Origin of the sequence: Methylobacterium gregans (genome assembly GCF_022179245.1) — a bacterium.
Taxonomy (GTDB): Bacteria; Pseudomonadota; Alphaproteobacteria; order Rhizobiales; family Beijerinckiaceae; genus Methylobacterium; species Methylobacterium gregans.
Map to the genome: position 1 here is coordinate 24,048 of NZ_BPQM01000084.1, position 23,634 is coordinate 47,681.

16 protein-coding genes are annotated in these 23,634 nt (G+C 71.7%); 9 read left to right on the plus strand and 7 right to left on the minus strand.

All coding sequences use genetic code 11. The annotated features are described in order from the left end of the window. Positions 1-17: 17 nt before the first annotated feature. The 7 genes from MFF54_RS17035 to MFF54_RS17065 all read right to left on the minus strand — a co-directional run bounded on the left by MFF54_RS17035 (position 18) and on the right by MFF54_RS17065 (position 10,041). Positions 18-2,684, minus strand: coding sequence for a nitrate reductase (locus tag MFF54_RS17035; RefSeq protein WP_238304031.1), 2,667 nt, complete (start codon positions 2,682-2,684; stop codon positions 18-20). A 295-nt stretch (positions 2,685-2,979) separates the two neighbouring features. Then, complete coding sequence (locus MFF54_RS17040; protein WP_238304032.1) at positions 2,980-4,581, minus strand: sulfite reductase subunit alpha; 1,602 nt, start codon at positions 4,579-4,581, stop codon at positions 2,980-2,982. Beyond that, entirely contained in the window at positions 4,578-6,368 is a 1,791-nt protein-coding gene (locus MFF54_RS17045) for a NirA family protein (protein ID WP_238304033.1), read from the minus strand. Before MFF54_RS17045 ends, MFF54_RS17040 begins: the two co-directional genes overlap by 4 nt. A gap of 11 nt (positions 6,369-6,379) precedes the next feature. Then, positions 6,380-7,651, minus strand: coding sequence for an NAD(P)/FAD-dependent oxidoreductase (locus MFF54_RS17050; protein WP_238304034.1), 1,272 nt, complete (start codon positions 7,649-7,651; stop codon positions 6,380-6,382). Between the two features lie 512 nt (positions 7,652-8,163). Next, complete coding sequence (locus MFF54_RS17055; RefSeq protein WP_238304035.1) at positions 8,164-8,436, minus strand: hypothetical protein; 273 nt, start codon at positions 8,434-8,436, stop codon at positions 8,164-8,166. After that, a complete protein-coding gene (locus MFF54_RS17060; protein ID WP_238304036.1) occupies positions 8,433-9,449 on the minus strand; it encodes a CmpA/NrtA family ABC transporter substrate-binding protein in 1,017 nt (338 codons plus the stop codon). The genes MFF54_RS17055 and MFF54_RS17060 overlap by 4 nt, the downstream gene beginning before the upstream one ends. Before the next feature lie 4 nt (positions 9,450-9,453). Beyond that, positions 9,454-10,041 (minus strand): ANTAR domain-containing response regulator, encoded by a 588-nt coding sequence (locus MFF54_RS17065; RefSeq protein ID WP_238304037.1) that lies wholly within the window; start codon positions 10,039-10,041, stop codon positions 9,454-9,456. A 276-nt stretch (positions 10,042-10,317) separates the two neighbouring features. Here MFF54_RS17065 and MFF54_RS17070 point away from each other — a divergent pair, with 276 nt between their 5' ends. From MFF54_RS17070 to MFF54_RS17110, 9 genes are all read left to right on the plus strand, one after another. Continuing rightward, the gene (locus MFF54_RS17070; protein WP_238304038.1) at positions 10,318-10,941 is read left to right on the plus strand and encodes a hypothetical protein; all 624 of its coding nucleotides are present in this window, start codon (positions 10,318-10,320) and stop codon (positions 10,939-10,941) included. Between the two features lie 105 nt (positions 10,942-11,046). After that, positions 11,047-12,942 (plus strand): glycoside hydrolase family 15 protein, encoded by a 1,896-nt coding sequence (locus MFF54_RS17075; RefSeq protein ID WP_238304039.1) that lies wholly within the window; start codon positions 11,047-11,049, stop codon positions 12,940-12,942. A 30-nt stretch (positions 12,943-12,972) separates the two neighbouring features. Then, the gene (gene tkt / locus MFF54_RS17080) at positions 12,973-15,048 is read left to right on the plus strand and encodes a transketolase (RefSeq protein WP_238304040.1); all 2,076 of its coding nucleotides are present in this window, start codon (positions 12,973-12,975) and stop codon (positions 15,046-15,048) included. 117 nt (positions 15,049-15,165) lie between these two features. After that, positions 15,166-18,012, plus strand: coding sequence for a bifunctional transaldolase/phosoglucose isomerase (locus tag MFF54_RS17085; protein WP_238304041.1), 2,847 nt, complete (start codon positions 15,166-15,168; stop codon positions 18,010-18,012). A 46-nt stretch (positions 18,013-18,058) separates the two neighbouring features. Further along, entirely contained in the window at positions 18,059-19,045 is a 987-nt protein-coding gene (gene gnd, locus MFF54_RS17090) for a phosphogluconate dehydrogenase (NAD(+)-dependent, decarboxylating) (RefSeq protein WP_238304042.1), read from the plus strand. A gap of 60 nt (positions 19,046-19,105) precedes the next feature. Further along, entirely contained in the window at positions 19,106-19,840 is a 735-nt protein-coding gene (pgl, locus tag MFF54_RS17095) for a 6-phosphogluconolactonase (protein ID WP_238304043.1), read from the plus strand. A gap of 140 nt (positions 19,841-19,980) precedes the next feature. Beyond that, positions 19,981-20,334 carry a hypothetical protein gene (locus MFF54_RS17100; RefSeq protein ID WP_238304044.1) on the plus strand — a complete coding sequence of 118 codons (354 nt, stop codon included), beginning with the start codon at positions 19,981-19,983 and terminating at the stop codon, positions 20,332-20,334. 153 nt (positions 20,335-20,487) lie between these two features. Next, positions 20,488-21,534 carry an HD-GYP domain-containing protein gene (locus MFF54_RS17105; RefSeq protein ID WP_238304045.1) on the plus strand — a complete coding sequence of 349 codons (1,047 nt, stop codon included), beginning with the start codon at positions 20,488-20,490 and terminating at the stop codon, positions 21,532-21,534. Between the two features lie 265 nt (positions 21,535-21,799). Further along, positions 21,800-23,488 carry a methyl-accepting chemotaxis protein gene (locus MFF54_RS17110; RefSeq protein ID WP_238304046.1) on the plus strand — a complete coding sequence of 563 codons (1,689 nt, stop codon included), beginning with the start codon at positions 21,800-21,802 and terminating at the stop codon, positions 23,486-23,488. Positions 23,489-23,634 lie beyond the last annotated feature (146 nt).

Below are 23,634 nucleotides of genomic sequence, written 5' to 3' on the forward strand. Positions count from 1 at the left end.
ATCCGTCCAAAGTGCGATCATGCCGCCGAGCGCGCAAGCGCCGCGGGCAGAAGCTTGCGGATCTCTGGGATGCACGAGCCGCAATTCGTGCCCGCCTTGCAGGCCGCGCCCACCGCCTCGACGCTGCCCGCACCCCCGGCGATCGCCGCCGTGATCACGTCGAGCCCGACGCCGTGGCAGGCGCAGACCACCGGGCCCGCCGCCGCGCTCGCCGCCCGGCCCGACAGGAGCGCGCGCCGCTCGGGGGCGTCGGGCGCATCGAGGGCGAAGAGCGCCTTGGCGGCCTCCCAGTCGGGTTTCTGGTCGGCCGGCGCGTAGGCGAGGCAGGCGACGAGGCGCTGGCCCTCGTAGACCGCGCAGCGGTAGCGCCCGCGGGCGTGGTCGGCGTACTCGGCGAGCTCGTAGCCCTGGAACAGGCCGCGCATCAGCATCGCGATCTCGCGCGAGCCCTCCTGCGCGGCGAAGAGCAGGCCCCAGCCGCCGGTGACCGCGGCGCGGGCCCACCACCAGCCCTCGGGCGGCGCGATGCCCTCCCGGGTGAGCAGGTAACCGCGCGCCCGGTAGGCGACCGGAGCGACCGAGGCCGGCGTCGCCTTGAGCTCGGGCTGGCCCGAGACCGGGTCCGGCACGCCGCGCACCAGGGCGCCGACCCGGGCCTTGGAGGCGGTCGCGTCGCTCCAGTGCATCGGCATGAACAGGTTGCCGGGGGCGACCGAGGGCGTCACCATCACCTCGAGTTCCGCCGAGCCGTGCTCGGTCGAGACCGCCGCGATGGCGCCGTCGGTCAGGCCGTAGCGGGCGGCGTCGTCCGGGTGGACCTCGCAGAACGGCACGGCGCGGTGGGCCGAGAGGCGCTGGCTCTTCCCCGTGCGCGTCATCGTGTGCCAGTGGTCGCGGACGCGGCCGGTGTTGAGCACCAGCGGCTGGGCCTCGCTCACGGGTTGCGCGAGCGCCGGGGCCTGCACGGCGACGAAGCGGGCGCGGCCGTCGAAGGTGTAGAAGCGCCCGTCCGCGAAGAGCCGGGCCTTCGTGCCGCCGCGCTTCGGCAGAGGCCACTGCACCGGACGGTTCACCTCGTAGGCGGCGTCCGAGATGTCGGCCAGCCCGCCGATGTCGAAGTCGCGCGTGCCGTTGTTCTCGAAGGCCGAGAGGCCGGCATGCTGGCGGAACACGGCGGCCGCGCTGGTGAAGCTGAAGGCCTGCCCGTGCCCGAGCCGGCGCCCGACATCGGCGAGCACCGCCCAGTCGGGCCGCGCCTCGCCCGGGGCCTTGAGGAAGCGGCGCTGGCGCGAGATGCGCCGCTCCGAGTTCGTCACCGTACCGTCCTTCTCGCCCCAGGCGAGCGCCGGCAGCAGCACCGTCTTCCGTCCCGTCGCGCGGGCGGTGTCGGAATCGGCCATGACCTCGGAGACCACGTAGAGGTCGAGCTTGGCGATCGCTTCCCGGATCAGGTCGGCCCGCGGCATCGAGACCAGCGGGTTGGTGCCCATCACCCACAGGGCCTTGATCTTGCCGCGCTGGATCGCCTCGAACAGGGCGACCGCCTTCATGCCCTCGCCCGTGATGATGTTGGGCGCGCTCCAGAAGCGGCGGACCCGGTCCACCTCCTCCGGCGCGAAGTGCATGTGGGCGGCCAGCATGTTGGCAAGCCCGCCGACCTCGCGCCCGCCCATCGCGTTGGGCTGGCCGGTGAGCGAGAACGGGCCCATGCCGGGGCGCCCGATCCGCCCCGTGGCGAGATGGCAGTTGACGATCGCGTTGCCCTTGTCGGTGCCCTGCGCCGACTGGTTCACACCCTGCGAGAAGGCGGTGACGACCCGCTCGGTACGGGCGAACAGGTCATAGAAGCCGCCGATCTCGGCCTCCGACAGGCCGGTGAGCGCCGCGACGGCGGCGCGGTCCGGGGCGATCAGCCGGGCTCGGTCGAGGGCGGCGTCGAAGCCCGCGGTGTGGTCGGCAACGTATCGGGCGTCGAGGGCGCCGGTGTCGGCCAGATGCACGAGGAGGCCGGAGAACAGGGCGGTGTCGCTGCCGGGTTTCAGGCCGAGGAAGAGGTCGGCCTCCTCGCCCGTCTGGGTCTTGCGCGGGTCGATCACCACGAGCTTGGTGCCGCGCTTGGTGCGCGCATCGATCATGCGGCGGAACAGGACGGGATGGCACCACGCGGTGTTGGAGCCGGTGAGCACGATGAGGTCGGCCTCGTCGAGATCCTCGTAGCAGCCCGGCACCGTGTCCGAGCCGAAGGCGCGACGGTGGGCGGCGACCGCCGACGACATGCAGAGGCGCGAGTTGGTGTCGACGTGGGGCGTGCCGATGAAGCCCTTCGCGAGCTTGTTGGCGACGTAGTAATCCTCGGTGAGGAGCTGACCCGAGAGGTAGAAGGCGATCGCGTCCGGCCCGTGCCGCTCGGCGACCTTGCGCAGGCCGCCCGCGACGGTGCCCAGCGCCGATTCCCAGCTCTGGCGGACGCCGTCGACCTGCGGGTGGAGCAGGCGGTTCTCCAGCGACAGGGTCTCGCCGAGCGCCGAGCCCTTGGAGCAGAGCCGACCGAGATTGGCCGGATGCTCGGGATCGCCCGCGATGCCCGCGCCGCCCTGCCCATCCGGCGTGGCGAGCACCCCGCAGCCCACCCCGCAATAGGGGCAGGTGGTGCGAACCGTCTGCTCCGGCACGTGCACGGTCATGGGCACTTCCTCACGGGATCGTTGTCGAGGACGGCAGCAAGAGTCGGGCCGCCCGCGCGCTTCCTCCCCCTTCTGCGGGTGAGGGCCTTCGCGTCCGGCTGCAACCATGGCCGCGCCGTCATCCCGGGGCCGCGTCGGCGGAAACCGGGATCCGTGCCCACCGAAGCGTCAGAACGAGTCGCTGCGGTGGTCATGGATTCCGGGCTCACGCGGCGAGCGCCCCGGAATGACGGCGGAGGGAAGCCGGTTCGTCTCCGCGATCGTCCTCCCCCGGAGGGGAGGAGGATCGGGCTGGTCAGTACACGTCGGCCTGATACCGCCCGGCCTTCTTCAGCGCGGCCAGATACGCCACCGCCTCGTCCGGGTTCTTGCCGCCGTGCTGGGCCGCGACGTCGATGATCGCGCGCTCGACGTCCTTGGCCATCCGCTTGGCGTCGCCGCAGACGTAGAAATGGGCGCCGCCCTCCAGCCACTTCCACAATTCGGCGCCGTTCTCGCGCATCCGGTCCTGGACGTAGGTCTTCTCCGAGCCGTCGCGCGACCAGGCGAGCGAGAGGCGGGTCAGCACCTTGTCCTCCTTCAGCCCGTTCAGCTCGTCCTTGTAGAAGAAGTCCGAGGCCTGGCGCTGGTGGCCGTAGAACAGCCAGTTGCGGCCCGGCGCCCGCGTGGCGGCGCGCTCGCGGAGAAACGCCCGGAACGGCGCGATGCCGGTGCCGGGGCCGCACATGATCACGTCCTTCGAGCGATCGTCCGGCAGCGCGAAGCCGTGCGCCTTCTGCAGGTAGATCCGGACCTTGGTCTGCTCGGGCAGGCGCTCGCCCAGATGCGTCGAGGCGACGCCGAGGCGCAGCCGCGAGCGGTGGTTGTAGCGCACCGCGTCGACCGTCAGCGAGACCTTGCCCACGTCCATCTTGGGCGAGGACGAGATCGAGTAGAGCCGCGGCTGCAGCTCGTCGAGCGCCTCGAGGAAGACCTCGGCGTCGGGGCGCGCGCCCGGGAACTTGTGGAGCGCGGCCAGCACATCGAGATACTGCGCGTCGCCGTCCGGATCCTCGCCGGAGGCGAGTGCCTGGGCCTTCTTGCGCTGCTCGCCCGAGGTGAGGAGCGAGAGGAGCTGGTAGAGCCCGTCCGGCGCGGCACCCAGCGCGTACTCGGTGAGCAGGCGGTTGCGGAGCGTCTTGCCCCCGATCATCCGCTCGGGCCGCGCGCCCAGTTCCGCGATCACCGCGTCGACCAGGGCCGGGGCGTTGGCCGGGAACAGGCCGAGCGAATCGCCCACCACATAGTCGATCGGCGTGTCCTTCAGGTCGATCTCGATGTGCCAGGTCTCCTTCTCGCCGCCCGGCGCGTTGAGGCGCGTGCGGGAGAGGAAGGTCGCCTCGACCGGGTTCTCGCGGCAGAAGCCCAGCGGCCCCAGCTCGACGGGCGCCTTCGGCCCCTCGTCCGCGGCCTTCGCAGGCGCCGCGCCGCCGGACGCGCCGAACGCCTCCTCCAGCTTCTTCAGCATCCGGAGCGTGTCCTTGCCGCCGGGCTGGCACAGGTTCAGGCGCTCCTCCTTCTTCAGGAACAGCGCGTTGGCGTAGTCGGCGCAGTTGTAGCCGCACTGGCCGCAATCCTGCTGGGCCATGGCGGCCATGAATTGCTGCGGCTCGGAGCGGTCCTTGGCGAGGTCCATCCGGTCGGGGAGCGGCATGGACGGGTCGTGCCAGGGCGCATCATCGTTGTCGGCGAGCTTCGGGCCCGCCGCGGGGCCCTCCCCCGGCGCCAGCGCGGTCGCGCCAGGGATCGCCGGGCCGAGGAGCGCCGCGAAGTAGCCGGAGAGCCAGGCGCGCTGGTCCGCGTCGAAGGGCGCGGTCTCGGGAATCAGGACGAGAGGGGGCGAGACGTGCTGGGTCATGCGGCGGCCTTCAGGGCGGGCTGTTCCTCGGCGGCGTCGCGGAGCGCCTCCGCGCCGGTGCGGGCGGTGAAGGCCTGGAAGCTCTCCTCCGGCCCCTGGCGGCGGGCGAGGTAGGTGCGCAGCAGCGCCTCGACGCGCCCCGGGCACTCCTCGGCTTTGACCGCCTTCCAGATCTCGGTGCCGATCTTCGGATTCTCGGCGAACCCCCCGCCGACCACGATGTCGTAGCCCTCGACGGTGTCGCCCTCCTCCGAGACGACGACCTTCGCGCCGATGAGCCCGATATCGCCGATGTAGTGCTGGGCGCAGCTATGGTGGCAGCCGGTGAGGTGCACGTTCACCGGCACGTCGAGCTCCGTCACGGTCGCCTCCACGTGGTCGGCGATGAGCATCGCGTGGCCCTTGGTGTCGGAGGCCGCGAACTTGCAGCCGCGCGCGCCCGTGCAGGCCACGAGGCCCGAGCGGATGCCCGCGGCCTTCACCGAGAGGCCGAGCGCCAGCACCCGGGCCTCGACCTCGGCGACACGCCCATCCGGCACGCCCGAGAAGATGAAGTTCTGCCAGACCGTCATGCGGATCTGGCCGTCGCCGCAGGCCGCGGCGATCTTGGCGAGTTCCCGCATCTGGTCGGTGGTCATCTTGCCCACGGGGAGCACCACGCCGACCCAGTTCAGGCCCTCCTGCACCTGGGCATGCACGCCCACATGGGCGAAGCGGTCGGTGGGCTTGCGGGGGGCGACGTGCTCGGGCGCGACCCGGTCGAGCTTGTAGCCCAGCTTCTCCTCGACGGCGGCGAGGTACTTCTCGAAGCCCCAGGCATCGAGGACGTACTTCATCCGGCTCTTGTTGCGGTTCGTCCGGTCGCCGTTCTCGATGAAGACCCGGATGATCGCGTCGGCGACCCGGTTGCAATCTTCGGGCTTGAGGACGACGCCGGTGTCGCGGGCGAGATCCCGGTGCCCCGAGATGCCGCCGAGCACGAGGCGCATCCAGACGCCCGGCGCGACGGAGGCCCCCTCCAGCACCTGGATCGCCTGGAAGCCGATGTCGTTCGTCTCCTCGAGCGCCGGCATCACGCCGCCGCCGTCGAACGAGACGTTGAACTTGCGCGGCAGGCCGTAGAGCGAGCGGTCGTTGAGGATCCAGTTGTGCCAGGACTTGGCGAGCGGCCGCGTGTCGAGCAACTCCTGCGCGTCGATGCCGGCGGTGGGCGAGCCGGTGACGTTGCGGATGTTGTCGGCGCCCGCGCCCTGGGCGGTCAGGCCGAGATCGGTCAGCCCATCGAGGAAGGGCTGGGCGTGCTCCGGCGCGATCTCGCGCACCTGCAGGCCCGCCCGGGTGGTGACGTGGCTGTAGCCGCCGCCATGCGCGTCCGCGAGGTCGGCGATGCCGGCGAACTGCCAGTGGTGCAGGATGCCGTTCGGCACCCGGATCCGGCACATGTAGGAGACCTGGTTCGGCGCGACCCAGAACATGCCGTGGTAGCGCCAGCGGAAATTGTCCTCGGGCTTCGGCTGCTTGCCGGCGGCGGCCTCGGCCTTCAGGCGGTTGTGGCCGTCGAACGGGTTCTCGGCCCGCTTCCACTTCTCCTGGTCGCAGAGCTTGCCGCCGTCCTTGATGGTGCGGTCCTGTGCCTTGATGTGGATCGCGTCGGGGCCCGTCGGCTCGGCCGCGGGCGCGCCGGTCCCCTGCCCGATCGCGAGGCCGCCCGTCAGGCGGGCCGCCGCGATGCCGGAGGCGAAGCCTTCGAGGTAGCGCTTCTGCTCGGCGTTGAAGTCCTCAGCCATGTCCGCCTCCGTCACGCTGCCAGGGCTTCGGGCGCCGGGCGCCCGAACATGATGTCGTCGAGATCGTCGCCGACCGGCTCACCGTCGCGGATCAGGCGCTTGCACAGGGCCTGCTCGCCGATGTCGCCGACGAAGACCGCGCCGATCAGGCGGCCTTCCGCGACGAGGAGCTTGCGGTAGAGGCCCGCCCCCGGATCCGAGAGCACGATCGCCTCGGCGTTCTCCGGCGTGTCGACCACGCCCGCGGAGAAGACCGGGAGCCCTGAGACCTTCAGGCTGGTGGAGAGGGCGGTGCCCGCATAGGCCGCCGCCTCCCCCGCGAGGTGGCGGGCCAGCATGTCGGCCTGCTCGTAGGCGGGCTCGACGAGGCCGTAGATCTGGCCGCGGTGCTCGGCGCACTCACCGAGCGCGAAGATGCGGGAGTCGGACGTGGTCATGCGGTCGTCGACCGTGATGCCGCGGGCGACCGCGAGGCCCGCGGCCTGCGCCAGCGCGACCGACGGGCGCACGCCGACCGACATCACCACGAGGTCGGCCGGCAGCACCGTGCCGTCGGCGAGCACGAGCCGCTCGACGCGGCCGTCGCCCTCGACCGCGGCGGTGTCGGCCTTGAGCAGGACCCGGACGCCGCGCGCCTCCATGGCGCGCTTCACGAGGTTCGCCGCCGCGTGGTCGAGCTGGCGCTCCATCAGGCGGTCCATGACGTGGAGCAGCGTTGTGTCGACGCCGAGCCGACTGAGCCCGACCGCGGCCTCGAGCCCGAGCAGGCCGCCGCCGATCACGACGGCCCGGGCATGCTCCACCGCGGCCTTGCGGATCGCCGCGACGTCGGCGAGGTCGCGGAAGGTGATGACGCCCGACAGCTCCATGCCGGGCTTCGGCAGACGGACCGGCGTCGAGCCGACCGCGAGCACCAGCTTGTCGAAGGGCAGGACGTGGGCCTCGCCGACGATCGCCAGGCCGTTCTCCCGGTCGATCTGCGTGACGGGCGCGCCGGTGATCAGGCGGATACCGTGCTCCGCGTACCAGTCGAGGCCCCGGAAGGCGCAGGCCGCCTCGTCAACCTCGCCGCCCAGCAGCGACGAGAGCAGGACTCGGTTGTAGGCGGCGACCGGCTCGGCGCCGACCACGGTGACGTCGTAGCGGCCTGGCGAGCCCTCGGTCAGGCGCTCTAGGAAGCGGAGCGAGGCCATGCCGTTGCCCACGACCACGAGCCGCTCGCGCGGCAATTCTGCGCTGGGCGGCCTCTGGGCGTCCGCCGGATCCGTCCGGAATGTTGCCATCGCCTGAAGAGTCTCGATCCTCGGAGAAAGGGATGGGCGGAGCGCCAAAACAAAAAGCCGCTGACCGTTCGCCCCCGCGCGGCTGTGACCGCCCTGAGCGCGAACCGGATCAGCGGCCTCGCTGACGGTGCTGTTCATCGCCGTTGACGAACACCTTCCTCAAGGCAGGTTCCGTGCCAGACGCCCTGCATCGCTCCCAAGTGGCCGTGCCGACTTGGAATTCTTCCTGTTCGAGACAGCAGAGCAGGGCCGCTCGGTGAGCGGCGTGCGATGCACAAAATTGAGGCGAATGGATTCGATGCGGGCAGCGAAGGCGCGAGCAGGGCGACTGCCCGGGGCCGCTCCGGGTCTCTCGGCCGTCAGGACAAGGCGCCGCAGGCGCGTCCGGAGGGCGCCGACTGCGCGGCTTCATGTCCTACCGCGTCGGCGTGTGCGGATCCGCTGGTTCCGCATCGCGATCCCGGGATGCCGGCAAGGATGCGTGGGAATTCCGACGTCGCTCGGCCGGGTCGTCAGATCAGGGCAGAGACCGCGGCGATCAGGCCGAATACCGGGCCGATGCCGACGAGGAGCGCCCAGTGCCAGAGGGCCGGGCCGGCGGCGTGCCGGTTGTCGTTCGCGGGCCGGGGCGGTCGGGCACGGAGCCGGACGTAGTGCGACAGCACCACCCGCCCGTCCGCTGGACGGGGCGTGGTTGGGAGGGTGTCGAGCTTGCGGCATCCGGGCATGGCGGAGCTCAACGCCCGGACCGCCTCACTGTTCCGTGCGATGAGGCGTCCGCTCATTCCGCGCCTCCGGGCAGAGCCTCCGCCAGGATGTTCGGCCGGTAGAGGGCGCTCGCCGCGGGCTCGAGGTCTTGGTCCGCCGAAACCTGCCCGGCCGCCCGCATCTGGGCGAGGAGCCAGCGCAGGTGGTCCGGCCGCGGCGCCTGGGCCTCCGCGCCGAAGCGGATATAGTCCGGTACGCGGCGCGGCGCGGCGCCGACCGTGAGATCGCCCGCGAGCGTGCGGCCGATCAGCTCCGCGTCGATATCGAGGTAGTTCCGCCGGGCGAGGCAGTGGGCGAGCTCGGCGCGGTTGTCCGGCTCGGCGCACCACAGCCCGGCCCGCGCGACGGCGCGCACCAGCGGCAGCGTCGCGGCGTCGCGCCGCCGCGAGACCGCCAGCACCTTCTCGGGCGCGCCGGGGGCGAGATCGCGCCCGAGAGCCGCGACGTGCCCGAGGCCCGCGGCCACCGCGACGCCGTTCCAGGGCGCGCCGGCGCAGAAGCCGTCGACGAGGCCGCGCCCGAGCGCCTCGACGCTGTGCTGGGGCGGCACCACGACGAGGCGCGTCCGCGCCATGTCGAACCCGCCCCGCTCGGCGAGCAGCCGGAGCTGGTAGGTGTGGCACGAGAACGGATGGACGGTGCCGAGCGTGAGCGGCCGGCCGGTCTCGGCCCGGGCTCGCGCCACCCGGCCGAGCGCCCGGGCGACCGCGTCGAGGTCGTCGCCCTCCGGCGCCATCGCCTCCCAGAGCGCGTTCGTCACCGTGACGGCGTTGCCGTTGAGGTTGAGCCCGAGCGGCACCGCGAGATCCGCGGGCGGCCCCGAGAGGCCGAGTCCGCTCGCCAGCGCCAGCGGCGCCAGCATCTGCGCCGCATCGAGATGGCCGAGCGCGAGCCGGTCGCGCAGCGTCGCCCAGGAGGGTTCGGGCGAGAGGTCGAGGTCGAGCCCCTCGGCCCGGGCGAAGCCGAAGGCGTGCGCCGCGATGAGCGGGGCGGCGTCGCAGAGCGGCACGTATCCGATGTGGAGGCGCATCGTCCTATCCCAGCAAATCCGCGGTGGTGACGATGGCGCGGGCGATGTCGGCGATCTTGCGCTTCTCGTTCATCGCCTTGCGGCGCAGCTGCTTGTAGGCCTCCTCCTCGGTGAGACCCTTCAGGTTCATCAGGATGCCCTTGGCCCGCTCGATCAGCTTGCGGTCGGCGAGCTCGCCCCGGGCCTCCGAGAGCTCGCGCTGGAGCCGCGCGAAGGCGTTGTGGCGCAGGATCGCGATGTCGAGGATCGAGCGGATCCGCTCGGGTCTCAGTCCGTCGACCACGTAGGCCGAGATCCCGGCATCGACGGCCGCCTGCATCATCGCGGCATCCGAGCGGTCGACGAACATCGCCACCGGCCGCTCCGCCTGCCGGGTGACGCTCGACATCTGCTCCAGGATGTCCCGGCTAGGGCTCTCCAGGTGGATCACCACCACGTCGGGGGCGAGCGCGGCGACGCGCTCCATCAGGTCGGCGGTGTCGGGCACGACCACGACGCGGCCGATCCCGGCCGCCCGCAAGCCCTCCTCCAGGATGGCGGCGCGCGCCCGGCTCGGGTCGATCACGGCGACGGTGAGGTTGGTATCTGTCATCGCGGCCCGGTTCCGGCCAAGTCCCTGGGGCTTCCCGTGCCGATCGGTGTTCTCGTCCGCGACGGGTGGGCGGAGCGTGACGATCGACTCTCCCGACACGCTCTTATGCTTTGCCATGGGCGACGCAAGGCACATGCCCGTGCGGATGCCCGTGCCTGTGAGGCGGCCCGCGGCGCGCGTTTACAGAATGAGACGCGACGGCCCAGCTTCCGCCGCAAACGGAGCCGCATTCTCCGGTGTCGGCGGCGCGGATCGCGAGGTGGATCGGTGAGTCGGATGCTTGGACAGGACCCGCTGCGGGATACGACGGGACCCCGCCTGTCGCTCCCGTTCCTGCCGACGCTCGTCACCGCAATGCTGATCGGCGCCAGCTCCCTGCTCTGCCGCGGGCCGGCCACGCCGCCGCCCGCGCCGCGCGTCGACGCGCAGGCCTTCGCACCGGCGGCTGCCCACGTGCCCTCCACCCCTGCGCGCGCGCCCGCCGCCCTGATCTTCGCCGAGCATTTTCCGGTGACGTCCGGCGCCACCGGGGATCTGCCGGTCGTGGCGCGCCCGGTGCCCGCACCGCGTGTCGCCGTAGCACCCGTGCGCCGCCCGGTGGCCGCGCAGGCTCCGGCCCGCCGGCCGGAGGTCGTCGTCGCCCGCGCGGCGGAGCGCGTCCGCGAACCGCTGCCCGAACCTCTCGCCGAACCCGCACCTGCGCCCGTGGCGATCTCCCAGCCCTGGCTCGTCCCGCCGGCCGCGATTCCGGACGTCGAGGCGGAGGAGGACGGGCTGCCCGGCCTCGCCCTGCCCTTCGCACCGGCGGCCCACGCCGTCGGCGAGGCGGTAGGCTACGTGCGCGGTCGCGCCGCCGCGCTGGGCGGCTCGGTCTCGATCTTCGTCGACCGGATGCGCTGAGGGCCGCGCGGCCCGCTCATCCGAGATCGCCGCGGCCCCGCTCTGGACCCGTTCCCGCGCCGAACTAGGTGCGGTGCATCGAGAGCCCGAGCAGACAGCATTCCCATGGCCGCACGCATCGAGGATTACGCGCTCGTCGGGGACGGGCGTACCGCTGCCCTGATCAGCCGGGCGGGCAGCGTCGACTGGCTCTGCTTCCCGCGCTTCGACGCCGCCGCCCTGTTCGCGGGCCTGCTCGGCACCGACGATCACGGCTTCTGGCAACTCGGGCCCGTGGCCCCGCACGCCGAGACCACACGCGCCTACAGCGACGGCACGCTGATCCTAGAGACCCGCCACCGGACGCACGAGGGCGAGGTCAAGGTCACCGACTTCATGCCCGCCGAGGACGGCTCGCACCTGATCCGCCTGGTCGAGGGCCTGAGCGGCAAGGTCGCGATGCGCACGGAGCTGGCGGTCCGCTTCGATTACGGGCTCGCCGTTCCCTGGGTCTCGCGCAGCGAGCTCGATGACCTGCGCATGATCTCCGGACCCCACAAGGTGGTGCTGCGCACCAACGTGCCCCTGCGGGGCTCGCACCGCCAGACGACCGTGTCGGAATTCACGGTGCACGAGGGCGAGACCGTGCGCTTCGTGCTGAGCTACGGCCCCTCGCACGAGGACGATCCGCCCCCCGTCGAGCCGCGCCGGGTGCTGGCCGCGACCGCCCGGTTCTGGCGCGACTGGTCGCACCATTGCGCCAGGGGAACGCCCTGGGACGACATCCTGAAGCGCTCGCTGCTGACCCTCAAGGCGCTGATCTACCGGCCGACCGGCGGGATCGTGGCAGCGCCCACCACCTCGCTGCCCGAGCAGCTCGGCGGCGTGCGCAACTGGGACTATCGGTTCTGCTGGCTGCGCGACTCGACCTTCACCCTGCTGGCGCTGATGGATTCGGGCTACATCGAGGAGGCCCGGGCGTGGCGCGACTGGCTGACCCGGGCGGTCGCCGGCAACCCGCAGCAGGCCCACATCCTCTACGGCATCGCGGGCGAGCGCCTGTTGCCCGAGATCGAGCTCGACTGGCTGCCGGGCTACGAGGGTTCCAAGCCCGTGCGCGTCGGCAACGCCGCGATCGAGCAGTTCCAGCTCGATGTCTACGGCGAGGTCTTCGACGCGCTCTATCAGGCCCGCCAGCGCGGCATGCCTGAGGACCGCGAGGGGTTCCGCGTCGGCCGCGCCCTGATGAACCATCTCGACCGCGTCTGGCGCGAGCCCGACGAGGGCATCTGGGAGGTGCGCGGCGGGCGCAAGCACTTCGTGCACTCGAAGGTGATGGCTTGGGTCGCCTACGACCGCGCCATCCGCAGCTGGGAGGCGATCTGCGAGGCGGGAGCCGCGATCAGTCCGAGCGGGCGCCGCCTGCCCGACCCGCCGCTGGCGGCGTGGCGCGCCACCCGCGACGAGATTCACGCCGAGGTCTGCGAGCGGGGGTTCGATCGTGAGCTGAACAGCTTCGTCCAGTTCTACGGCTCGAAGGACCTCGACGCGAGCCTGCTCCTGATGGCCCATATGGGCTTCCTGCCGCAGGACGACCCGCGCGTCGTCGGCACCGTCGAGGCCATCGGCCGACACCTGATGCGCGACGGCTTCATCCTGCGCTACGAGACCCACGACCAGGCGACCGACGGCCTGCCCGGCGGCGAGGGCGCCTTCCTGCCCTGCAGCTTCTGGTACGCCGACAACCTGATCGGCCTCGGCCGCCGGGAGGAGGCGCGCGCGCTGATCGAGCGCCTGATCGGGATCTGCAACGACGTCGGGCTGGTTTCCGAGGAGTACGACGTGCAGGCCAAACGCCAGGTGGGAAACTTCCCGCAGGCGTTCACGCATGTTGCGCTTGTGAACACCATCCTCAATTACAGCCGCACGGAAGGCCCGGCCAGGGAGCGCGGCGGGGCGGAGAGCGGGAGTCCGGGCAAAGGTCCGGCCGAGGCCCACGTCGCCGCATCGCCCGCGCTCTGAGCGCCCCTACGTTTTTGGAAGGCTGACACGATGAGCGGAGCAGACACCGTCGCCAAGACGGGCTTGAGCGAGACCGAGAAGCTGGCGGTGGACACGATCCGCACGCTGGCGATCGACGCGGTGCAGCGGGCCAATTCCGGCCATGCCGGCGCCCCGATGGCGCTGGCCCCCGTCGCCTACACCCTGTGGAACCGGTATCTCCGCTACGACCCCGCGCACCCGCACTGGCCGAACCGCGACCGCTTCGTGCTCTCGGCCGGCCACGCCTCGATGCTGCTCTACGGGCTGCTCCACCTCGCCGAGGTGGCCGAGAAGGACGGCGGCAACGCGCCCGCCATCTCGCTGGACGACATCAAGAAATTCCGGCAGCTCGACAGCCGCACGCCGGGCCATCCCGAGTACCACTTCACCACCGGCGTCGAGACCACGACGGGCCCGCTCGGCCAGGGCGTGGCGAACTCGGTCGGCATGGCGATGGGCGGCCGCTTCCTCGGCGAGCGCCTGAACAAGCCGGACCTGCCGCTCTTCGACTACAACGTTTACGCGATCTGCTCGGACGGCGACCTGATGGAGGGCGTGGCCTCGGAGGCCGCCTCGATCGCCGGGCACCTGCGCCTGTCGAACCTCTGCTGGATCTACGACAACAACACGATCACCATCGAGGGCCACACCGAGCTCGCCTTCGGCGAGGAGGTGGCGACGCGCTTTCTGGCCTATGGCTGGCAGGTGCTGCGGGTGGCCGACGCCAACGACGTGCACGCGATCGCGGCCGCGCTCGAGACCTTCCTGCAGTCGAGCGACCGGCCGACGATCATCATCGTCAACTCGATCATCGGCTACGGCGCCCCGACGAAGCAGAACACCGCCAAGGCTCACTCGGACGCGCTCGGCCCCGACGAGGTCAAGGGCGCCAAGCGCGCCTATGGCTGGCCGGAGGACGCCGAGTTCCTGGTGCCGGACGGCGTCAAGGAGGTGTTCCGCGACGGGATCGGCAAGCGGGGCGCCGCCCTCTACGACCAGTGGCAGGGTTTCCTGACCGCCGCCAAGCAAGGTGACCCCGAGCACGCCGAGGCGCTCGACGCCTTCTTCGAGGGCCGCCTGCCCGAGGGCTGGGACCGGGACATCCCGGTCTTCGAGGCCGACGCCAAGGGGCTCGCGACCCGCGAATCGTCGGGCAAGGTGCTCAACGCCATCGCCAAGCACGTGCCGTTCCTGCTCGGCGGCTCGGCGGATCTGGCGCCGTCGAACAAGTCGAACCTCACCTTCGAGGGCGCGGGCTCGCTGACCCCCTTCGAGCCGGGCGGGCGCAACATCCATTTCGGCGTGCGCGAGCACGCGATGGGCTCGATCGTGAACGGCCTCGGCCTCTCGGGCCTGCGGGCCTACGGGGCGACCTTCCTGGTCTTCGCCGACTACATGCGCCCGCCGATCCGCCTCTCCGCCCTGATGGAGCTGCCGATCTTCCACATCTTCACCCACGACTCGATCGGCGTGGGCGAGGACGGGCCGACCCACCAGCCCGTCGAGCAGCTGCTCTCGCTGCGCTGCATCCCGGGCCTCGTGACGCTCCGCCCGGCCGACGCCAACGAGGTGGCCGAGGCCTACCGGGTGATCTTCACGCTGCGGAACCAGCCCGCCGTGCTGGCGCTCTCGCGCCAGCCCCTGCCGACGCTCGACCGCACCAAGTACGGCGCGGCCTCCGGCACCGCCAAGGGCGGCTACGTGCTGGCCGACAGCGCGGGCACGCCGGAGGTGATCCTGATCGGCACCGGCTCCGAGGTGCAGCTCTGCGTCGGCGCCTACGAGGCGCTGAAGGAAGAGGGCGTCAAGGCCCGCGTCGTCTCGATGCCGTCGTGGGACCTCTTCGAGCGTCAGGACGAGGCCTACCGGAACAGCGTGCTGCCGCCGGAGGTGCTGGCCCGCGTCGCCGTCGAGCAGGGCTCGGTGATCGGCTGGGACCGCTACGCCGGCTCGGCGGGCGCCATCATCGGCATGAGCACCTTCGGCGCCTCGGCGCCGATCAAGGACCTGCTGACCAAGTTCGGCTTCACCCCCGACAAGGTGCTGCAGGCCGCCCGCGACCAGATCGCCAAGCACAAGAAGTAGGCCCTGCGGCGCGGATCGCCCCCTGTGGGCGGGTGCTCCGCGCCCCTACATCGTCCGTAGGCCCCGTCCGGGGCGGCGCCCTTCTCACGCGCGCCCCAGCTCTTCCGAGGGATCGACATGAACGCGCTCAAGGCCCTGCATGCGGAACAGGATCAAGCGGTCTGGCTCGATTTCGTCGCGCGCGGCTTCATCGCCAAGGGCGAGCTGAAGGCGCTCGTCGAGCGGGACGGCCTGCGCGGCGTCACCTCGAACCCGTCGATCTTCGAGAAGGCGATCGGCCACTCGGACGAGTACGACGCCAGCCTCAAGGCCGTGATGGAGCAGGGTGATGCCCGCGTCATCGACCTCTACGAGGGCATGGCCGTCGAGGACATCCAGAACGCCGCCGACGTGCTGCGCCCGGTCTACGAGGCGAGCGACGGCGCGGACGGCTATGTCAGCCTGGAGGTCTCGCCCTACCTCGCGCTGGACACCGAGGCGACGCTCGCCGAGGCGCGCCGGCTTCACCAGGCGGTCTCGCGCGACAACCTGATGGTGAAGGTGCCGGCCACCCCCGAGGGCATCCCGGCGATCCGCCAGCTCACCGCCGAGGGCATCTCGATCAACGTCACGCTGCTGTTCTCGCAGAGCGCGTACGAGAAGGTGGCGCGCGCCTTCGTAGAGGGGCTGGCGGAGCGCGCGAAGGCCGGCCACGACGTCTCGCGCATCGCGAGCGTGGCGAGCTTCTTCATCAGCCGCATCGACAGCCTCGTCGACAAGCTCCTCGACGAGAAGATCGCTGCGGCCAACGACCCGGCGAGCAAGACCGCGCTCGAGGCGCTGAAGGGCAAGGTCGCGATCGCGAACGCCAAGCTCGCCTACCAGCGCTACAAGGCGATTTTCTCGGAGTCGACCTGGCAGGATCTGGCCCAGAAGGGCGCCAAGGCGCAACGCCTGCTCTGGGCCTCCACGGGCACCAAGAACAAGGCCTACTCGGACGTGCTTTACGTCGAGGAGCTGATCGGTCCGAACACCGTCAACACCATGCCGCCCGCCACCATGGACGCCTTCCGCGATCACGGGCAGGTGCGCGCCACGATCGAGGCGGATGTCGAGGGCGCCCGCGCGGTGATGAGCGCGCTGGCGAATGCCGGCATCGACATCGAGGCGGTGGCCAAGCAGCTCGTGGACGAGGGCGTGCAGCTCTTCATCGACGCCGCCGACAAGCTGCTCGGTGCGGTCGCGGGCAAGCGCGCGGCGCTCCTCGGGCACCGGCTCAACGGCCAGAGCTTCGCCACCGCCGAGGATCTGGAGAAGGCCACCGCCGAGGTGGTCGAGTCCTGGCGCGCGAGCGGCGCGATCCGCCGACTCTGGGCCCACGACAAGACCGTCTGGTCGGGGGCCGACGAGGACAAGTGGCTCGGCTGGCTCCGCATCGTCGAGGACGAGCTGGAGAAGGCCGGCCAGTACGCCGACTTCGCCGACTGGGTGAAGGGGCGCGGCTTCAGCGACGCCGTGGTGCTCGGCATGGGCGGCTCCAGCCTCGGGCCGGAGGTGCTGAGCCTCACCTACGGCAACCGCGAGGGCTTCCCGAAGCTCCGCATCCTCGACTCGACGCATCCCGACGAGGTCCGGGCCGTCGAGGCGGCGGTCGATCTGCGCAACACGCTCTTCATCGTCGCCTCGAAGTCGGGCTCGACGCTGGAGCCGAACGTCTTCCGCGACTACTTCCTCGGCCGGATGAAGGCGGAGGTCGGCGATAGGGCCGGCTCCCATTTCGTGGCGATCACGGATCCCGGCTCCGCCATGGAGCAGGCCGCGAAGGATGATCAGTTCGAAAAAATCTTCTACGGGGTGCCGCAGATCGGCGGGCGCTACTCGGTGCTCTCGGCCTTCGGGCTGGTGCCGGCCGCTGCCATCGGCATCGATGTCGCCGAGTTCCTGGACATCGCCCGCACCATGGTGCGCTCCTGCGGGCCGGCGGTGCCGCCCTCCGAGAACCCGGGCGTGCGCCTCGGCGCGCTGCTCGGCGCCGCCGCGCTCCAGGGCCGGGACAAGGTCACGCTGGTGGCCTCGCCGGCCATCGCGAGCTTCGGCGGCTGGGTCGAGCAGCTCATCGCCGAATCGACCGGCAAGCAGGGCAAGGGCCTGATCCCGATCGACGGCGAGCCGGTCGACGTGCCGGCGGCCTACGGCCACGACCGCGTCTTCGTCTACCTGCGCCTCGACGGCCACGCGGTGACACGGCAGGACGAGGCCCTGCGCAGCCTGGAGCGCGAGGGGCACCCGGTGGTGCGCATCAGCATCGACAAGGTCGAGCAACTGCCGCAGGAATTCTTCCGCTTCGAGATGGCGACCGCGGTGGCCGGCGCGGTGATCGGCATCAACCCCTTCGACCAGCCCGACGTCGAGGCGAGCAAGGTCGAGACCAAGAAGCTGTTCTCGGCGGCCGAAGAGAGCGGGTCGCTGCCCGCCGAGACGCCGCTCTACGAGGACGGGAGCATCGCGCTCTACGCCGATCTCGCCAATGCCGAGGCGCTCGGGCCGGCGGCCGACGGGCTCGACCCGGCGCTGCACGCCCATCTCGGCCGCCTCAAGGCCGGCGACTACCTCGCGCTGCTGGCCTACCTGCCGCGCAACGAGGCCAACCACGCCGTCCTGCAGGAGGCCCGCCTCGCGGTGCGCGACGCGCGCCACGTCGCGACCTGCCTCGAATTCGGGCCGCGCTTCCTGCACTCGACGGGGCAGGCCTACAAGGGCGGGCCGGACACCGGCGTGTTCCTGCAGATCACCGCCGAGCCCGCGGCCGACCTCGCGATCCCCGGGCGCAAGCTCGGTTTCGCGACGGTGGTGGCCGCGCAGGCGCGGGGTGACTTCTCCGTTCTCTCCGAGCGGGGGCGCCGGGCGCTGCGCGTCCACATCAAGGGCGATCTCGACGCGGGGCTCAAGCGCGTCGCGGCGGCGCTGAAGGCGGCGATCGGCTGATCTTCGTCCCGAACCAAACCGGGGGCGATCTGAAGGAAGGGCAGCGATGCAACTCGGCATGATCGGCCTCGGCCGGATGGGCGGCAACATCGTCCGCCGTCTCCTGCGGGACGGACACAGCGCGGTGGTCTACGACCGCGACCCGAAGGCGGTGGCGGCCCTGGTCGAGGCGGGCGCCACGGGTGCCGACAGCCTGGCGGATCTCGTCGCCAAGCTGGAGGCGCCGCGCGCCGCCTGGGTGATGCTGCCGGCCGGCGCGATCACCGAGGAGACGGTGCGGCAGCTGGGAGACCTGATGGCGCCCGAGGACACGATCATCGACGGCGGCAACTCCTTCTACGGCGACGACGTGCGGCGGGCGGGCGAGCTGCGGCCCAAGGGCATCCACTACGTCGATGTCGGCACCTCGGGCGGCGTCTGGGGCCTGGAACGCGGCTACTGCATGATGATCGGCGGCGCCAAGCCGACCGTCGACCGGCTCGACCCAATCTTCCGCACGCTCGCGCCGGGCGCGGGCGAGATCCCCCGGACCCCGGGCCGCGAGGGGCGCGATCCCCGGGCCGAGCTCGGCTACATCCACGCGGGCCCCTCGGGGGCGGGCCACTTCGTGAAGATGGTCCATAACGGCATCGAGTACGGGCTGATGCAGGCCTATGCCGAGGGCTTCGACATCCTGCGCCACGCCAATGCCGAGAGCGTGCCCGAGGCGCGCCGCTACGAGCTCGAACTCGGCGACATCGCCGAGGTCTGGCGGCGCGGCAGCGTGATCTCGTCCTGGCTCCTCGACCTGACGGCGAGCGCTCTGGCCGGCGACGAGCACCTCGAGGACTATTCGGGCTTCGTGGAGGATTCGGGCGAGGGCCGCTGGACCATCAACGCGGCGGTCGAAGAAGGCGTGCCCGCCACCGTCCTGTCGAACGCGCTCTACCGTCGCTTCCGCTCGCGCGAGCAGGAGAGCTACGCCGACAAGCTGCTCTCCGCGATGCGCAAGGGCTTCGGCGGCCATCTGGAGCCGAAGCAGCCGAAGATGTGAGGAACTGCGGCCCGCGCGACGGGGTACCCGAACAGACGACGGACTCGACGAAGGACCGCCATGCCGAGCCATCTGCCCCCCGGCGCCCAGATCCTGCCCGATGCCGACGCGGTCGCCCGCGCGGCGGCCGATCATCTGGTGGCGGTCTGCGCCGACGCGCCCGGGGACCGGATCGCGGTCTGCCTCTCGGGCGGCTCGACGCCGAAGCGGCTCTACGAGTTGCTGGCCGGGCCGGACTACGTCGATCGCCTGCCCTGGGCGCGCCTGCACTGGTTCTTCGGCGACGACCGGGTGGTGCCCTGGGACGACGCGCGCAGCAACGTCCGCATGGTGCGCGAGGCCTTCGGGCACGGCGCGCCGGTGCCGGAGACGCACCTGCACTTCATCCCGTCCGATCTGGGGCCCGAGGCGGGCGCGCGGGCCTATGAGCGCACCCTGCTCGACTTCTACGGGGCCGAGCGGCTCGATCCGGCGCGGCCGCTCTTCGACCTCGTCCTGCTCGGCCTCGGCGAGGACGGCCACACCGCCTCGCTGTTTCCCGGCAAGCCGGCCCTCGCCGAGACCGACGCGCTCGCGGTCGGCGTGCCGGAGGCGGGGCTCGCGCCCTTCGTGCCGCGCATCACCCTCACCTACCCGGCGCTCGCCTCGTCGCGCTGGTCGCTGTTCCTCGTCACCGGCACGGGCAAGCGGGAGGCACTGCGGCGCCTGCACGCGGGCGAGGATCTGCCGGCGGGCCGCGCCGCGAGCCTCGGCCGGCTGGTCTGGCTCATTGATGCGGCGGCGGCGGAGGCGTGATCGGGCGGCGCCGCGGCGGATCCCGCAACGCTTCGATGACGAAGATCGGCAGAATGCGTTGCGGTGCGGCGAACGGCCATGATTCCGCCGTGGCGGCAGGATCCGGTAGGGCGACCGATCCGCCGGGCTCACCGCTCCCGATGACCGAAGACCTTGCGCCCTCCCGGCGTCCCACCGCGCGCGGCCTGTCGTTCCGCCGCCGCAGCCGGATCGTGCCCGGTCCGCTGCGGCCTGCGCAGATGCGCGTGGGCAGCGGCGTGGCGGCCGGCATGCTCACCGGCGCCCTGCTCGGTCTCGCCTTCCTGGCAGCCTTCACGCTTCCGTTCGTGCGCCTCGGCGGTTCCGCCGGCGATGCTGAGCCACGGCCCGCCCGCGCGGCCGTCCGGACCTCCGCGGCCCAGGCGGACCGGGGCCCGGAGGCGGGTATGGCCGCGCCGGAGCGCACCGCCGTCCGCGAGGTGCCGGACGGTCCCGCGGGCGGGAGACGGAATTAGTAATCTCTTCGGCATTGCCGAGAGCCGCCCTGGATAGATTCGGGAACACCCCTGGGAAAACTCCGACGGGATGCGATAGGTATTTCATCCAGCCGCGTGCCTGGAACGGCAGATTCGGCACCTCCACTCAACCGTCGGTCCCCGGCTCCGGGCATGCTCCTCCTTCTCACCGACCGGCCCGACCGCACCGTAGCCCTGGCGCAGCTTCTCGAGCAGATCGCGCCCTGCCGGGTCTCGACGGTGCAGGGGCGCTTTCCGGGGCGCATCGAGGGTGCCCTCGGCCTCGTCGCGGATGTCGACCTGCTCCAGCCGGAAGCCGCGCGCAGCCTGCGCACCCTGCGGGGCGCGGCCGGCGGCGCGCGCACGCCCCTGATCTGCCTGATGCGCAGCATGGGCGAGCGCAGCCTCGCCGAGGCGCGCAGCCAGGGGGCCGAGCTCTGCCTGCCCGGCGACACCCCGATCCGCACCGTGGCGCAGGCGGTGCTCGCGCATCTGCGCCCGGCCTCGACCGGGATCGAGGCGGTCGTGGCCCGCGGGGCCGCCGAGACCGGCACGGTCATCACCGGCCTGCTCGACGCCGCGCGCAACGGGGAGCTGGTCCGCGCCGAGGCGATCGACGCGGGCCTGACGCCGGTGCTCACCGCGGTCGAGACCGGCGGTCTGGACCGCTGGCTCGCCACCGTGCGCAGCTACGACGACGCCACCTACCAGCACTGCCTGCTGGTGACCGGGCTCGCCGCGACCTTCGCCATCGACCTCGGCTTCTCCGAGCGCGACCGGCAGCAGATCGTGCGCGCCGCCTTGGTCCACGACGTCGGCAAGGCGCGCATCCCGCTGGACGTCCTGAACAAGCCCGGCCGGCTCGACCCGGCCGAGCAGGCCGTGATGCGTTCCCACGCCGCGGTCGGGCACCGCATCCTCGTAGAAGCGGGCGGCTTCGATGACCTGACCCTCGACGTCGTGCGCCACCACCACGAGGTGCTCGACGGTTCGGGCTACCCGGACGGCCTTGCGGGCAGCGCCATCAGTGACCCCGTCCGGCTGGTGACGATCTGCGACATCTACGCCGCCCTCGTGGAGAGCCGGCCCTACCGCGCGCCGATGCCGAGCGGTGAGGCCGTCGACGTGCTGCTCGGCATGGCGGGCAAGCTCGACATGGTGCTGGTGCACGCCTTCGCCCGCAGCGTGTCCGGGACCTGAACGGCACCGCGTCGGCCGCTTTGTCCAGTCACCTTCGCGTCGGGCTCGCGGAGGCAGGTGATCACGATCGATTGATCACCGCGCTCGAGCGTGACAATTTGATGATTATGGGTTGTATATATTTCCAAATGCACCTCCCGGTTGGCGTCTTTGTGGCCGGAGCCGAAGTTCAATTAGAGATTTCCTTACTCTCTTTGCTCATGTTCTGGGGATGCGCGACCGATGCCCGTGTCGCCGATCCACCGAATATGAGGTTACCGCTCCGATGCGCGCTTTCGCTCGGCTTCGATTGGTCACGAAACTGGCCGCCGTCTTCTCAATCTTGATTCTCGCTGCGCTCGGCTCCGCCGCGGTCACGTGGCGCGGCGTGGCGTCCATGCGGGACGCCGGTGACTGGAACGAGCACACGCACCGCGTGCTCGAGCAGGCTCAGAACCTGGCCGCCGCCATGGTCAACCAGGAGACCGGCCTGCGCGGCTACCTGCTCTCCGCCGACCAGCAGTTCCTGGAACCCTACCGGACCGGTGTCAGGAGCTACGCCGAGGCCTCCGCTCAGATCCGCAAGCTGACCGCGGACAATCCGCAGCAGCAGCGGCGCATCGACCAGATCGACGGGCTGGCGCGGGAGTGGCGGGAGCAGATCGCCGAGCGGGCCATCACCCTGATGCGCGATCCGGAGACCCGCGCCCAGGCGCGGCAGATCGAGATCTCCGGTCAGGGCAAGGTCCCCATGGACGCGTTGCGCGCCCGGGTCGCCGAGATCGACGCGGCCGAGCGCGCCCTGCTGGAAGGGCGGGTCGCGACGGCCGCCGCGGCCTCGTCGGAGACGCGCACCGCCGTCCTGGCCGGCCTGCTGGCGATGATCGGCGCGGCCCTCCTCGGCATCTTCCTGCTCAACCGCACCGTGTCCGGCCCGCTCCGCACGATGACCGGCCTGATGGGGCGTCTGGCCGGCGGCGATGCGACAACCGAGGTGAGCTACCGCGAGCGGGAGGACGAGATCGGCGCGATCGCGGGCGCCGTGCAGGTCTTCAAGGAGAACCTGATCCGCACCCGCCAGCTCGAGGAGGAGACCGCCCTCGCCCGCGCCTCGGCGGAGGAGCAGCGCAAGGCCGGCATGCGCCAGATGGCGGACGGATTCGAGCGGGCGGTCGGGGGCATCATGGCGACCGTCACGTCGGCGGCGACCGAGCTGCAGGCCACCGCCCGCAGCATGTCGGGCACGGCGGATGCCGCCGCCGGCCAGTCGAGCGCCGTGGCGGCCGCGGCCGAGGAGGCGGCCTCGAACGTGGCCACGGTGGCGGCGGCGGCCGAGGAGCTCGGCTCCTCGGTCCAGGAGATCGGCCGGCAGGTGGCGGGCTCGGCGAGCCTGGCCCAGACGGCCGTGGCCGAGGCCGACAGCACGGCCGAGCTGGTGCAGGCGCTGAGCGGCGCGGCGGCGCGGATCGGCGACGTGGTGGCGCTGATCTCGCAGATCGCGAACCAGACGAACCTTCTAGCGCTCAACGCCACGATCGAGGCGGCGCGCGCGGGCGAGGCGGGCCGGGGCTTCGCGGTGGTGGCCGCCGAGGTGAAGGAGCTCGCCAACCAGACCGCCCGGGCGACCGAGGAGATCGGGCGCCAGATCGGCCAGATCCAGGGATCGACCGGTCAGGCAGTGACGGCGATCGGCAGCATCACCGAGCGGATCCGGGATCTGAGCGGCGTCGCCAACGCGATCGCGGCGGCGGTGGAGGAGCAGACGGCCGCGACGCAGGAGATCGTGCGCAACGTCTCCCAGGCGGCGGCCGGCACGAGCGAGGTCACCACGAACGTCGCGGGCGTCGCCGGCTCCGCGACCGAGACCGGTGCCGCCGCGACCCAGGTCCTGACCTCGGCCACCGAGCTCTCGCGCCAGTCCGAGCACCTGAGCCTGGAGGTCGGGCGCTTCCTCGCCACCGTGCGGGCTGCGTGAGCCAAGCGGGCGCGGGCTCGCGCCCACGCCCGACCACACCGGTGATGGCGGTTCCGGATGATCGCCTCGGTGTCGTCTCCGCGTCATCCCGGGGCCGCGAAGCGGAGCCCGGGATCAAGAACACCGAAGCGGCGGGACGATGAACG